This window comes from Streptomyces coeruleofuscus, assembly GCF_039532725.1.
Classification (GTDB): Bacteria; Actinomycetota; Actinomycetes; order Streptomycetales; family Streptomycetaceae; genus Streptomyces; species Streptomyces coeruleofuscus.
The window spans coordinates 1-12,837 of the sequence record NZ_BAAASE010000007.1 but is presented as its reverse complement, the minus strand read 5'-3'; the positions used below and the strand labels follow the sequence as shown (position 1 = coordinate 12,837).

At 69.6% G+C, this 12,837-nt stretch carries 12 protein-coding genes and 1 riboswitch; of the genes, 3 read left to right on the top strand and 9 right to left on the bottom strand.

Annotation, left to right across the window (positions count from 1 at the left end; genetic code table 11):
• Window positions 1–29: 29 nt before the first annotated feature.
• Together ABFX81_RS26350 and ABFX81_RS26345 are read left to right on the top strand one after the other, a co-directional pair.
• Window positions 30–1,445, top strand: coding sequence for an SLC13 family permease (locus ABFX81_RS26350; protein WP_346138763.1), 1,416 nt, complete (start codon window positions 30–32; stop codon window positions 1,443–1,445).
• Between the two features lie 13 nt (window positions 1,446–1,458).
• The gene (locus ABFX81_RS26345) at window positions 1,459–2,667 is read left to right on the top strand and encodes a glycerate kinase (RefSeq protein WP_086839569.1); all 1,209 of its coding nucleotides are present in this window, start codon (window positions 1,459–1,461) and stop codon (window positions 2,665–2,667) included.
• On the opposite strand, the gene ABFX81_RS26340 is transcribed toward ABFX81_RS26345, so the two are convergent.
• The 6 genes from ABFX81_RS26340 to ctaE form a co-directional block, all read right to left on the bottom strand.
• Window positions 2,622–4,004 (bottom strand): aminotransferase class V-fold PLP-dependent enzyme, encoded by a 1,383-nt coding sequence (locus ABFX81_RS26340; RefSeq protein WP_086839571.1) that lies wholly within the window; start codon window positions 4,002–4,004, stop codon window positions 2,622–2,624. The two genes, ABFX81_RS26345 and ABFX81_RS26340, sit on opposite strands and share 46 nt — an antisense overlap.
• 130 nt (window positions 4,005–4,134) lie before the next feature.
• Window positions 4,135–4,251, bottom strand: a riboswitch (SAM riboswitch).
• Window positions 4,252–4,318: 67 nt separating this feature from the next.
• Window positions 4,319–5,383, bottom strand: a complete 1,065-nt coding sequence (gene trpD / locus ABFX81_RS26335) for an anthranilate phosphoribosyltransferase (RefSeq protein ID WP_086839573.1) — start codon at window positions 5,381–5,383, stop codon at window positions 4,319–4,321.
• Window positions 5,384–5,519: 136 nt separating this feature from the next.
• Window positions 5,520–7,142: a cytochrome bc1 complex cytochrome b subunit gene (gene qcrB, locus ABFX81_RS26330; protein ID WP_086839575.1), complete on the bottom strand. Its 1,623-nt coding sequence runs from the start codon at window positions 7,140–7,142 to the stop codon at window positions 5,520–5,522.
• Window positions 7,139–8,218, bottom strand: coding sequence for a cytochrome bc1 complex Rieske iron-sulfur subunit (qcrA, locus tag ABFX81_RS26325; RefSeq protein ID WP_086839576.1), 1,080 nt, complete (start codon window positions 8,216–8,218; stop codon window positions 7,139–7,141). Before qcrA ends, qcrB begins: the two co-directional genes overlap by 4 nt.
• On the bottom strand, window positions 8,215–9,027 hold the full coding sequence (qcrC, locus tag ABFX81_RS26320) for a cytochrome bc1 complex diheme cytochrome c subunit (RefSeq protein ID WP_086839578.1): 813 nt from the start codon (window positions 9,025–9,027) through the stop codon (window positions 8,215–8,217). The genes qcrA and qcrC overlap by 4 nt, the downstream gene beginning before the upstream one ends.
• Before the next feature lie 77 nt (window positions 9,028–9,104).
• A complete protein-coding gene (gene ctaE / locus ABFX81_RS26315; RefSeq protein WP_086600619.1) occupies window positions 9,105–9,725 on the bottom strand; it encodes an aa3-type cytochrome oxidase subunit III in 621 nt (206 codons plus the stop codon).
• Between the two features lie 145 nt (window positions 9,726–9,870).
• Between ctaE and ABFX81_RS26310 the strand changes: the two genes are divergently transcribed.
• Window positions 9,871–10,272 (top strand): response regulator, encoded by a 402-nt coding sequence (locus ABFX81_RS26310; RefSeq protein WP_086839580.1) that lies wholly within the window; start codon window positions 9,871–9,873, stop codon window positions 10,270–10,272.
• Window positions 10,273–10,299: 27 nt separating this feature from the next.
• Here the strand turns inward: ABFX81_RS26310 and ABFX81_RS26305 are convergent, their stop codons facing one another.
• From ABFX81_RS26305 to ABFX81_RS26295, 3 genes are all read right to left on the bottom strand, one after another.
• Window positions 10,300–11,556, bottom strand: a complete 1,257-nt coding sequence (locus ABFX81_RS26305) for an Ig-like domain-containing protein (protein ID WP_086839581.1) — start codon at window positions 11,554–11,556, stop codon at window positions 10,300–10,302.
• Window positions 11,557–11,687: 131 nt separating this feature from the next.
• Entirely contained in the window at window positions 11,688–12,086 is a 399-nt protein-coding gene (locus ABFX81_RS26300; RefSeq protein ID WP_086600622.1) for a cytochrome c oxidase subunit 4, read from the bottom strand.
• A partial coding sequence (locus ABFX81_RS26295) for a cytochrome c oxidase subunit I (RefSeq protein WP_346138761.1) occupies window positions 12,083–12,837 on the bottom strand: 755 nt, incomplete at its 5' end. The genes ABFX81_RS26295 and ABFX81_RS26300, both read right to left, overlap by 4 nt.

The following is a 12,837-nucleotide window of genomic DNA, read 5'->3' as shown; positions in this document are numbered from 1 at the left end:
GCTCACCCCCCGGGCGAATCCTCGATGACGTGACGCTGAACCTCCGCTCCACCGCCGCCCTGTGCGCGGCACTGACCGTCTGCCTCCTGCTCGCGGTCCCCGGGAACTTCCCGGGACTCGGCGCCGACGCCCGTTTCACGCTCGCGGTGTTCGTACTGGCGACCTGCGCCTGGATCGGGACGTCGATCGACGACACCTACATCGCGCTGGGCGCCGGACTCGCGCTCACGGTGACCGGCGTGATCAGCAGCGACACCCTGTTCGGCACGCTCGGTGACGCCACGGTGTGGCTGCTGATCTGCGCGTTCGTGCTGGCGGCCGCGGTGAGCCGGACCGGGCTCGCGGGTCGGGCGGCGGTGTTCCTGGTCAGCGGGGCGCGCACGGTGCGGCAGCTCGTGCACCTGACGACGGCGGCCCTGGTCGTCACGGCGTTCGCGGTGCCCGCCACCTCCGGCCGGGCCGCGCTCGCGCTGCCGGTGTTCCTCGCTCTCGCCAAGGTCCTGGCCGACCGGAAGCGACTGGTCGTGATGCTGGCGCTGCTGTTCCCGACCGTGATCCTGCTGTCGGCGGTGGCGACCCTGATCGGCGCCGGCGCACATCTGATCACCGTGTCGGTGCTGTGGGAGGCGACCGGACAGCACATCGGCTTCACGGAGTGGCTGCTGCTGGGCCTGCCGCTGGCCGTGGCCTCCTCGCACCTGGCCGCCGAACTGGTCCTGCTGACGACGACCCGGCGGGCGGACCGCCGCGGCCCGGTCCACATCACCCCCGAGCAGATCCAGCGGCACAGCGAGCAGCCGGTCACCGGCCCCTGGAGCCAGGCCGAGAAGCGCTGCGCCCTGCTCATGGCCACGGTGGTGCTGCTGTGGTGCAGCGAGCCCCTGCACCGCGTGCCGCCCGCGCTGGTCGCGCTCATCGGCGCCGTCATCGCCTCCTCGCCCGCCCTAGGCACCGTGCGCCTGAAGGACGCGCTGAAGACCGTCCCCTGGTCACTGCTGCTGTTCATGGCGGCGACGATGGCGATGGGCGTCGCGCTCACCGACTCGGGAGCTGCGAAGTGGCTGGTCTCCGGGCTGCCGGCGGGTGGCGCCCCGGTGGTGTTCCTGGCGGTCGTGATCGCGGTCAGCACGGCCGCCCACCTGGTCCTCCAGTCCCGCTCGGCCCGTTCCTCCGTCCTGGTCCCGCTCGTCGTGGCCGCCTCCGTCGGTGTCGGCGTCAACCCGGTCGCCGCCGCGCTCGCCTCCACCGCCGCCGCCGGCTTCTGCCACACGCTGCCCGCCTCCGCCAAGCCGGTCACGCTCTTCGCGCAGATCCCCGGCACCCCCACCTACACCCCGCGCGACCTGCTGCGGCTGTCCGCCTTCCTGGCCCCGCTGACCGCCGCGCTCGTGCTGCTCTTCGCCGTCGCGGTGTGGCCGCTGCTCGGCATCTCCGTCACCCGTTAAAGGAGACCCACCCATGCTCAGCCGTGTCGTCGTAGCCCCCAGCGGGTTCAAGGAGTCCCTGTCCGCGGAGGCCGCCGCCGACGCCATCGCCGCCGGCGTACGCCGTGTCCTGCCCGGCGCCGAGCTCGACCTCGTCCCGCTGGTGGACGGCGGCGAGGGCACGGCCGTCGCCCTGGCCGCCGCGACCGGGGGCCGGATCGTCACCGTGCCCGCCACCGGGCCGGTCGGGGAGACCATCGGCGCCCACTTCGCCGTGCTGGGCTCCGGGGACACGGCGGTCGTGGAGATGGCGGCGGTCGCGGGCCTGTCCCTCGTCCCGCGCGACCTGCGCGACCCGGGCGCCACCACCACGTACGGCGTCGGCGAACTGATCCGCTCCGCGCTCGACCGGGGCGTGAGGCGGATCCTCGTCGGCTGCGGCGACTCGGGCACCTCCGACGGCGGCGCGGGCGCGCTCCAGGCGCTCGGGGCCCGGCTGCTGGACGAGCAGGGCGAGGAACTCCCTTTCGGGGGCCGGGAGCTGACGCGGCTGCACCGCATCGACCCGAGGGGCCTGGACACCCGCCTGGCGGACGTGGAGCTGCTCGTCGCCTGCAACCCGTACAACGTGCTGTGCGGCGAACGGGGCGTGGCCCGGGTCTTCGGACCGCAGAAGGGCGCGACGCCCGAGCAGGTCGAGCAGTTGTCGGCCGGACTGGAGAACTGGGCCTTCGTCCTCACCCGTGACGTCGCCGTCCCGGACACCAATCTCCGGTACGGTCCCGGAACCGGGGCCTCCGGCGGCCTGGGCGCCGGCCTCGCCGCCCTCGGGGCCCGTCTCCTCCCCCGCTTCGACGTGCTGCTGGACCATCTCGACCTGGACGCCCGGCTGGCCGGCGCGGACCTCGTGATCACCGCCGAGGGCGCCCTGGACCACCAGACGCCGCGCGGCAAGGTCCCCGCCGAGGTGGCCCGCCGGGCCAAGCTCTACGGCCGCCCGGTCCTGGCCCTGGCGGGCACGCTCGGCGAGGGCGCGCACGAGGTGCCGGGCGTGGACGCCTGCCACGCCATCCTGCCCGCCCCGATGGAGCTGGCCGAGGCACTGCTCCGTGCGAGCGAACTGCTCACCGACGCCACGGAACGCGCCCTGCGGATGATCGTCCTCGGCACCCGGCTACCTCTGGTGTCCGAACCCGTTCAGGCGGAGGTGTCCGGCACGCAACGCCCGTCCTCCGTGCGGTAGTTCCACCGCGCCCCGTCCGTCACGAGCTCCCGCACGGCCCGCACGAACCGCTCCACGTGCTCGTCCGGTGTGCCCGCGCCGAAGCTGACCCGGATGGCGTTGAGGGACTTCTCGCCGGGCGCCGCCTCCGGCGCGCCGCACTCGCCCTGGGTCTGCGGGTCGCTGCCGAGCAGCGTGCGCACCAGCGGGTGGGCGCAGAAGAGCCCGTCCCGGACGCCGATGCCGTACTCGGCGGAGAGCGCGGCGGCGAAGTGCGAGCTGTTCCAGCCCTCGACGACGAAGGAGAGCACACCGACGCGCGGGGCGTCGTCCCCGAAGAGGGACAGGAACCGCACCTGGGGGACGTCGGCGAGCCCCTCCCGCACCTTGGCGACCAGGTACTGCTCGCGGGCGACGAGCGTGTCGAAACCGGCCTCCGTCAGCGCCTTGCAGGCGGAGGCGACGGCGTAGGCGCCGATGACGTTGGGCGAGCCGGCCTCGTGACGGGCGGCGCTGTCGTGCCACTCCACGTCCACTCCCCCGTCCGTGCGCCGGGTGACCTTGCGGCTGGCGCCGCCGCCCGCGAGGTACGGCTCGGCCTCGCGCAGCCAGTCGCCCCGCCCGGCCAGCACGCCGGAGCCGAAGGGCGCGTACAGCTTGTGCCCGGAGAAGGCGACCCAGTCGACATCGAGGTCCTTGACGGACACGGGGTGGTGCGGGGCCAGCTGGGCGGCGTCGAGCACGATCCGGGCGCCATGGGCGTGCGCGGCCGCCGCGAGCTCCCGTACGGGCCACAGTTCGCCGGTGACGTTCGAGGCGCCGGTGACGCAGACGAGGGCCGGGCCGTGGCCCCCTTCAATGGACACAGTCCTTCCGGCGAGGGCGCGCTCCAGGGTCTCGACGGCCTGGCGGGGGCCGCGCGGGGCGTCGAGGACGGTGACGCGGGCGTCGCGCCAGGGCAGCAGGGCGGCGTGGTGCTCGGTCTCGAAGACAAAGACCTGGCAGCCGGCCGGGAGCGCGGAGGCGAGGAGGTTCAGGGAGTCGGTGGTGGACCGGGTGAAGACCACCTGGTCGCCGTCCCGGCAGTCGAGGAACTCCGCGACCGTACGGCGGGCGTTCTCGAACAGGTCGGTCGACAGCTGGGACAGGTACCCGGCCCCGCGGTGGACGCTGCCGTAGTAGGGCGCGTAGGCGGCGACGTCGTCCCAGACCCGCTGGAGCGCCGGGGCGCTGGCGGCGTAGTCGAGCGCGGCGTAGGTGACCTCGCCACCGGTGACGAGCGGAACGGTGACGTCCCGGCCCAGGACGGGCAGCGGGGCACAGACGGACGGGACGGTGGCAAGGGTGGAGACGGACATGACGGAACTCCCGTGAAGTCAGGTGTGATCCGCCCGCGAGCACATGGCTCAAGCGGGGGTGAAGGAAAGAGGGGTGCGGAGGCGGGGCTCTGCGGCCCTATCGCATTCGCTGGTTCACGAGAGACTCCTCGTCACGCGCTTGCCACAGACCTCGCTGCCTGCGGCCTGGTCTTCACCCGGGGCACCCCGCCACGGACGGAGGGTTGCCGGACAGTCGGCCGGGGCCTCATGACTGTCACTCATGACCTGATCAAGAACGTACGCGAAAAGATCGGCGTCCCGCAACCCGAGTCCGGATCGCGGGACACCCGGCGCTACGCGTTGCTCGCCGCCACCCACCGCTCCAGGGTCCGCTTGGCGGCCCCGGAGTCGATCGATTCGGCCGCCTTCGCCATGCCGGTACGGATCTGCTCGGCCAGCGGCCCCGGGCCGGGATCGAGGGCCACCAGGGCGGCCGCCGAGTTCAGCAGGACCGCGTCCCGCACCGGGCCCGTCTCGCCGTCCAGCAGACGGCGGGCGACCTCCGCGTTGTAGGAGGCGTCCGCGCCGCGCAGCGCCTCCACGGGGACGAGTTCGATGCCCACGTCACGCGGGTCGAAGGCCTCCTCGGTCACCTTGCCGTCGCGGACGACCCACACCCGGGACGTGGCGGTGGTGGTCAGTTCGTCGAGGCCGTCGTCACCCCGGAAGACCAGGGACGAGTGGCCGCGCTCGGCGAAGACGCCCGCGACGATCGGCGCCATGCGCGGGTCCGCGACACCGACGGCCTGGGCGCGTACCTTCGCGGGGTTGGTCAGCGGACCGAGGACGTTGAAGATCGTCCGGATGCCCAACTGGCCGCGGGCCGCGCCCGCGTGCCGCATCGCCGGGTGGAACTTCGCCGCGAAGCAGAAGGTGATCCCGGCGTCCTCGGCGACCTGGGCCACCCGGTGCGTCGGCAGCTCCAGATTGACGCCGAGCTTCTCCAGCACGTCCGACGCCCCGGACGCCGAGGACGCCGCGCGGTTGCCGTGCTTGACGACCTTCGCACCCGTGCCGGCGATGACGATCGCCGACATCGTGGAGATGTTGACGGTCTTCGCCCCGTCGCCGCCCGTGCCGACGATGTCGACGGCCGGGCCCGGCACCTCGATCACGTTCGCGTGCTCGTACATCGCCCGGACGAAGCCGGCGATCTCCTCGACGGTCTCGCCCTTGGCCCGCAGCGCCACCACGAACCCGGCGATCTGCGCGTCCGTCGCCTCGCCGCGCATGATCAGGTCCATCGCCCACGCGGTGTCGTCGGCGGTCAGGTCCCGGCGGTCCAGCAGACCGTTCAACAGCAGGGGCCAGGAGCGGCCCGCCGCGGTGTCGCCTCCAGCGGGGATCACAGCGCTCATAAGCCGCTCCAGGGTCAGGCGTCCCGCACTACGGGACGAGAGTCTCAACGAGGTCCACCCTATCCAGCCACGGGGCACCGCGAAGGGCCCCGTCCGAACACCGGACGGGGCCCTCTGTGGCGTGGCGAAGCAGTGATCAGTGGTGGCCGTGGCCGCTCGTGATCTCCCGGTACTCCTCGGCGGTCGGCTTCGGGATCTGGGCTCCCTCGCCGTAGTAGGACTCGCTGAGCTTGGCGCGCAGCTTCTCGGAGCCCTTCACCTTGCGCTCGACACCGTTCTCGTCGACCGTCGGGCCGATCTCGACCGGCTGGTACTGCTCGTGCGCCGTGAGCGTGTACATCTGCTCCTGGCTGAGCGGCTCGTGCACCTCGATGAACTCACCGTGCGGCAGGCGCTTGATGATGCCCGACTCGCGGCCGTGCAGCACCTTCTCCTTGTCGCGGCGCTGGAGGCCGAGGCAGATGCGCTTGGTGATGATGAACGCGATGACCGGTCCGGCGAAGAACCCGATCCGGACGAACCAGGTGACCGCGTTGATCGACAGGTGGAAGTGGGTGGCGACGATGTCGTTGCCACCGCCGATCAGCATGATCATGTAGCCGGTGATCCACGCGACACCGAAGCCGGTGCGCGTCGGGGCGTTGCGCGGCCGGTCCAGGATGTGGTGCTCGCGCTTGTCCCCGGTGACCCACGACTCGATGAACGGGTAGAGGGCGATGATCCCGAGGAACAGGCCGAAGAGGACCAGCGGGATGAACACGCCCAGGACGAGCGTGTGACCCCAGAAGTCGATCTCCCAGCCCGGCATCGCCCGGATCAGACCCTCGGCGAAGCCCATGTACCAGTCGGGCTGCGCACCCGTCGACACCTGGTCGGGCCGGTAGGGGCCCAGCACCCAGATGGGGTTGACGGTCGCGATGCCGGCGAGGGCCGCGATGACACCGAAGACCAGGAAGAAGAAGCCTCCGGCCTTGGCCGCGTAGACCGGCAGCAGCGGCATGCCGACGACGTTCTTGTTGGTCCGGCCGGGACCCGCGAACTGCGTGTGCTTGTGGTAGAAGACCAGGATCAGGTGGCCGACCACGAGCCCGAGCATGATGCCGGGCAGCAGCAGGATGTGGATCGAGTAGAACCGGGCGACGAAGTCGGTACCCGGGAACTCCCCGCCGAACAGGAACATCGAGATGTACGTGCCGACGATCGGCACGGACAGGATCGCGCCCTGGGTGAAGCGGACACCGGTGCCGGAGAGCAGGTCGTCCGGGAGCGAGTAGCCGGTGAAACCGGTGAACATGCCCAGGACGAACAGCAGGAAGCCGAACAGCCAGTTGATCTCACGCGGCTTGCGGAACGCGCCGGTGAAGAACACGCGCATCATGTGCACGAACATGCCGGCGAGGAAGATGATCGCCGCCCAGTGGTGGATCTGCCGGATGAGCAGACCGCCGCGGACGTCGAAGCTGATGTCCAGCGTGGAGGCGAACGCCTCCGACATCAGCTGCCCCTGGAGCGGGACGTAACTGCCGTGGTACTCCACCTCGTTCATCGACGGGTGGAAGAACAGCGTCAGGTACACACCCGTGAGGATGATGATGATGAAGCTGTAGAGGCAGATCTCACCCAGCATGAAGGACCAGTGGTCCGGGAAGATCTTGCGCATGTTGGCCTTGGCCAGGGAGTAGATCCCGAGGCGGCCGTCGGCCCAGTCGGCGACCCGCTCACCCGCGGGCGCCTTGCGTCGTTCTTGTGCAGTGCTCATCCGCGCTCCCAGAAAGCAGGGCCGACGGGCTCTTCGAAGTCGCCGCGCGCCTCGAGGTAGCCCTCGTCGTTCACGCCGATGCGGAGCTGCGGCAGGGCGTGACCGGCGGGACCGAAGACCACTCGGGCACCGTCGGAGAGGTCGAAGGTGGACTGGTGGCAGGGGCAGAGCACGTGGTGCGTCTGCTGCTCGTACAGGGAGATCGGGCAACCGACGTGGGTGCAGATCTTCGAGTACGCGACGATGCCCTCGTGCGACCACTCGAGCTCGCGCTTGTCCTTGATGTTCTCCGGCTGGATCCGGACGATCATCAGGGCGGCCTTGGCGATCTCGTTCTGGAACTCGTGGTCGTGCTCCTCCAGGCCCTCGGGCTTGGCGAAGGTCAGCGAACCGACCGCGACGTCCGACGGACGCAGCGGCTCGTTCGTGTTCATGTTGACGAGCAGCTTGCCCTTGGACCACAGCGTGTGACGCAGCTTGTCCTCGGGCAGCGGGCCGAGGTCGCGCAGCAGTACGACACCGGAGAGCGGCACCAGCGTGAGCGCGCCGAACATGGTGTTGCGGATCAGCTTGCGGCGGCCGAGCGCGGACTCCTTGGCGCCCTGCTTGAAGTCCGCGAAGACCTTCTCGCGGACCTCGGGCTCAGCCTCGATCGGGTGCCGCTCGTCGGCGATCTCCACGTCCGACATCAGGGTGCGGGCCCAGTGGACGGCGCCCGCGCCGATGCAGAACAGCGCGATGCCGAGCGTCATGCCCAGCGCGAAGTTCAGCGCGCTGATGTGGCCCAGCGGGAAGATGTAGACCGACCTGTCGACCGGGATCGCCACGAACGCGGCGATGAAGGCGATGGTGGCCAGCATCGACACCGTGAACATCAGGGCGACCGAGCGCTCGGACCGCTTGGCGGCCCGCTCGTCGACGTCCTGGATCCGGTGCTCGTGGGGGGGCAGGCCCGGGTCGGCGAACGGGTGCTCGTCCGCGGGGCTCAGCGCCCCGTGCCCGTGCTCGTCATGTCCTGCGGTCTGCTCGGACTGCTCGGCAGGCAGGTTCTCTTCGGGAATGTCTTGGCTACTCATGACTTCTTGGCCTTTGCGGTCCGGGCGGCGACCCACACGGCGACGGCGATCAGCCCGCCGAGACCGAAGATCCAGCCGAACAGACCCTCGCTGACCGGCCCGAGGCCGCCGAGCTCGAGACCGCCGGGGCTCTCGGACTTGCTGCTGTTGACCGCGTCCAGGTACGCGATGATGTCCTTCTTGTTCTCCTCCGAGAGCGTGGTCCCGGGGAAGGACGGCATGTTCTGCGGGCCGGTCTCCATGGCCTCGTAGATGTGCTTCGGGGAGACACCCTCGAGGTCCGGTGCGTACTTGCCGTGCGTCAGCGCACCGCCCTTGCCGGTGAAGTTGTGGCACTGCGCGCAGTTGGTGCGGAACAGCTCACCGCCCTTGGCGATGTCGGCACCCTGGGGGCCGTACTGCTCCTCGGTCGGGATGGCGGGCCCGGCGCCCAGCGAGGCGATGTAGGCCGCGAGCTGGTCGATCTCGGCCTGGCTGTAGATGTTCTTCTTCTTGGGGACCTGCGGGCCCTGGGAGGTGGCGGCCGGCATACGGCCGGTGCCCACCTGGAAGTCCACGGCCGCGGCGCCCACGCCTACCAGGCTCGGCCCGTCGGAGGTGCCCTGACCGCCGGTGCCGTGGCAACTGGCGCAGCCGACCGAGTAGAGCTTCTTGCCCTCCTCGATGGTGAGGGACTGGGCGGTTTCGTCGGCCTCAGCCTTGCTCGTGGGTGCGAACACGGCGTACAGCCCCCCGCTGAAGAGCAGCGCGAGGAGTAGGACGACGACCGCCGCCAACGGGTGGCGTCGTCGTGCGGAGAGCTTTTTCACGGATTACCCCGGTGTCAGGATCTTCTGCGTCGGTGCTTCTGGGATGCGTGCCTCGTCGGGCGCGCGCTGCGGTCCCGCTACTTGATCATGTAGATCGTGGCGAAGAGGCCGATCCAGACGACATCGACGAAGTGCCAGTAATAGGACACGACGATCGCGGCGGTCGCCTGCTCGTGGGTGAACCTCCGGGCCGCGTAGGTCCGGCCCAGGACCAGCAGGAAGGCGATGAGACCGCCCGTCACGTGCAGGCCGTGGAAGCCGGTGGTCAGGTAGAAGACCGAGCCGTACGGGTCGGAGGACAGGGACAGGCCCGCGTCCTTGACCAGCTCGGTGTACTCGAAGACCTGACCGCCGATGAAGATCGCACCCATCACGAACGTGACGATGAACCACATCCGCAGCTTCTTCACGTCACCGCGCTCGGCGGCGAAGACGCCGAGCTGGCAGGTGAGCGAGGAGAGCACCAGGATGGTGGTGTTCGCCGCCGAGAACGGGAAGTTGAGATGGCCGGCCATCTCCTTCCAGTGATCGGGACCCGTCACCGATCGCAGGGTGAAGTACATCGCGAAGAGGGCCGCGAAGAACATCAGCTCGGAACTCAGCCAAATGATGGTTCCGACGCTGGTGAGGTTCGGCCGGTTGACCGACGGGTGCGCGTGCCCGGTTTCTACTGTCGTTGCTGTCGCCACGACCGACATTATGTCGGTCGCTTATCCCGCCCTCACTCCGGGGGGTGCCGTTCGGAGTGTCTAAGCCGGTCGTACCGGTGTTGACGTGGTGTTCAAGGGAGTAGCATCCGGCGCAACGGGCCTGTCCTTACGACGCTGACGTCACGGAGGAACAATGCAGCCGACCGCCACGGTGCTGGTCTACAGCGACGACTCCACCACCCGCGAACAGGTGCGGCTCGCCACGGGACGGCGGCCGGCGCCGGACGTTCCACTGGTGGAGTTCGTGGAGTGTGCGACTCCTGGTGCGGTGGTCAAGGAGCTGGACCGGGGCGGGATCGACGTCTGTGTGCTGGACGGTGAGGCCGTGCCGATGGGGGGCATGGGGCTCTGCCGGCAGATCAAGGACGAGGTGTTCGACTGTCCGCCGGTGCTGCTGCTCATGGGGCGGCCGCAGGATGCGTGGCTGGCGACCTGGAGCCGGGCGGAGTCGGCGGTGACGTTGCCGGTGGATCCGGTGGAGTTCGCTGCGGCCCTGGCTTCGTTGTTGCGGGAGAGGGCGGCTTTGAACGCCTAGGAGCCCGGGACTGCCGGTTGCCTCGGGTCAGGCGCTCTGAGGGCGGAGGCGGGCCCTGTCCGCCGGTGTGGGGCCCTCCGGGGTGCCGGCTGTCAGGGCGCTGCCCGTGCGCCACTGCTTCCATTCGAGGTTCCAGTCGCCGAAGCCGTTGCCGAACGGGGTCATCGTGTCGCCGGCGGAGTTTATGACCTTGACGATGTCGCCCTCGCGGATGTTCTCGTAGAACCACGCGGCGTTCTCGGTGCTCATGCCGGTGCAGCCGTGGCTGACGTTGGCGTAGCCCTGGGAGCCGACGGACCAGGGGGCGGCGTGGACGTACTCGCCGCTGTTGGTGACCCGCACGGAGTGGTGGACGATCAGGTCGTAGAAGTCGGAGGCGCCGATGCTGGCGCTGGTCATCCGGACGGTGCCCTCCTTGGCGAGGACGACCTTGACGCCGTTGCGCGTGTCGTAGCCGGGCATGCCCGTGGTGACCGGTATCTGCCGGACGATCTCGTCGTTCTTGTAGACGGTCATCTGGTGTGCCGCGGCGTCCGTCACGGCTATGACCTTGTCGGCGGTGTTGATCGTCAGCGGCTTGGCCTTGCCGCCCCGCATCCGGTCGCCGATCTTGATGCCCTCCAGGTTGCTGCGGACCTGGACGGTGGCCTGTGCGGGCCAGTATTCCTTCGGGCGGTAGTGCAGCTTCTTGTCGTCCACCCAGTGCCAGGCGCCGTCCGTGGCGGGCATGGAGGAGACCTTGAGGGCCCGTTCGACGACGGCCCGCTGGGATCTGTCCTTGACGGGCTGGCTCAGCTCGGCCGTGATGGGCTGGCCGACGCCGTAGGTACCGGCCTTGGGGCCGAAGGTGACGTCCAGGCGCTTCTTGGAGGTGGTCTTGCCGGTGTCGAAGGTGAGGACCTTGCGGCCGGGCGCCCCGTCCTCGTTCTCGGTGCTCACGCGGACCGTGTAGCTGGCGTTGGCGGCGAGCGGCGAGGTGCTGTGCCAGCGGCCGCCGTCGGCGGCGAGTTCGCCGGCCACGTAGCGTCCGGCGGCGTCGTAGGCCGTGACGTCCGTGATGCGCCCGTCGGAGTCCTCGGCGACCACTTCCAGGGGCTTGTCCGGGTCTGCCTTCTTGCGGCCCTCCGAGGGGGCGTTGAAGGAGATCTGGTCCGCCGCGTCGTAGGGGCGGTGGGAGAGCGGGTTGCCGTCCGAGCCGCAGGCGGTGACGCCCGCGCAGAGGGCTATCACCAGCAGCGTGCAGCTGACGACGGTGCGGGGGCGGGAGATCGCTGTGTGGCTCATGGCCTCACGCTAGGAAGCCGCGTCAACTGCGGCACGCCGGGTGACTCGTACGAGTGACACGTATTGCGGCAAAAGCAGGAGCCCGGACGCTCCTTGCGGAGTGTCCGGGCCCCTGAAGCGCTCGGCTCGTGCTACTGGGTGCGGTTCTCACCGCGGTAGTACTCGAAGACCCAGCCCCAGACGCCGATCAGGATGATCGGCAGCGAGAAGTACATCAGCCACCAGCCGATCGCGATGGCCAGGAAGGCGAGGGCGCCACCGATGGCCAGCGAGAGCGGCTGCCAGCTGTGCGGGCTGAAGAACCCGACCTCGCCGGCGTCGTCCGCGACGTCCGCCTCCTTGTTGTCCTGCGCACCGACGTCGACCCGCTTGGCCGTGAAGCCGAGGTAGAAGCCGATCATGATGCACAGGCCGAAGGCCAGGAAGAGGGCCGTGGTACCGGCCGGCTCCTTCGACCACACGCCATAGACGACCGCCATGGCGAGGACGAAGACGCTCAGCCACATGAACATCTTGCCCTGGATCTTCACTTGCCGGCCTCCTTGCCACCAGCGATGGCCTTCTCGCCGTGACCGACGTTCTCGAGCTGGTCGAGGGCGGCGATCTCCGGGTGGTGCAGGTCGAACGCCGGGGATTCACTGCGGATCCGCGGCATGGTGAGGAAGTTGTGCCGCGGCGGCGGGCAGGAGGTCGCCCACTCAAGGGAGCGGCCGTAGCCCCACGGGTCGTCGACGCCGACCGGCTTGCCGTACTTGGCCGTCTTCCACACGTTGTAGAAGAACGGCAGGATCGACATGCCGAGCAGGAACGAGCTGATCGTCGAGATCGTGTTCAGCGCGGTGAAGCCGTCGGCCGCGAGGTAGTCCGCGTACCGGCGCGGCATGCCCTCGGCACCCAGCCAGTGCTGGACCAGGAACGTGCCGTGGAAGCCGATGAACAGCGTCCAGAAGGTGATCTTGCCGAGGCGCTCGTCCAGCATCTTGCCGGTCCACTTCGGCCACCAGAAGTGGAAGCCGGAGAACATCGCGAAGACCACGGTGCCGAAGACGACGTAGTGGAAGTGCGCCACCACGAAGTACGAGTCGGAGACGTGGAAGTCCATCGGCGGCGAGGCCAGGATGACACCGGTCAGACCACCGAACGTGAAGGTGATCAGGAAGCCGGTCGCCCACAGCATCGGTGTCTCGAAGGACAGCGAGCCCTTCCACATGGTGCCGATCCAGTTGAAGAACTTCACACCGGTCGGGACCGCGATCAGGAAGGTCATGAAGGAGAAGAACG

Excerpts from the sequence above, each read along its gene's own strand:
- qcrA (WP_086839576.1), bottom strand. The coding sequence starts at position 8,218 with ATGAGTAGCCAAGACATTCCCGAAGAGAACCTGCCTGCCGAGCAGTCC.
- ctaE (WP_086600619.1), bottom strand. The coding sequence starts at position 9,725 with ATGTCGGTCGTGGCGACAGCAACGACAGTAGAAACCGGGCACGCGCAC.
- ABFX81_RS26305 (WP_086839581.1), bottom strand. The coding sequence starts at position 11,556 with ATGAGCCACACAGCGATCTCCCGCCCCCGCACCGTCGTCAGCTGCACG.
- trpD (WP_086839573.1), bottom strand. The coding sequence starts at position 5,383 with ATGAGCGCTGTGATCCCCGCTGGAGGCGACACCGCGGCGGGCCGCTCC.
- ABFX81_RS26345 (WP_086839569.1), top strand. The coding sequence starts at position 1,459 with ATGCTCAGCCGTGTCGTCGTAGCCCCCAGCGGGTTCAAGGAGTCCCTG.
- qcrB (WP_086839575.1), bottom strand. The coding sequence starts at position 7,142 with ATGAGCACTGCACAAGAACGACGCAAGGCGCCCGCGGGTGAGCGGGTC.
- ABFX81_RS26340 (WP_086839571.1), bottom strand. The coding sequence starts at position 4,004 with ATGTCCGTCTCCACCCTTGCCACCGTCCCGTCCGTCTGTGCCCCGCTG.
- ABFX81_RS26310 (WP_086839580.1), top strand. The coding sequence starts at position 9,871 with ATGCAGCCGACCGCCACGGTGCTGGTCTACAGCGACGACTCCACCACC.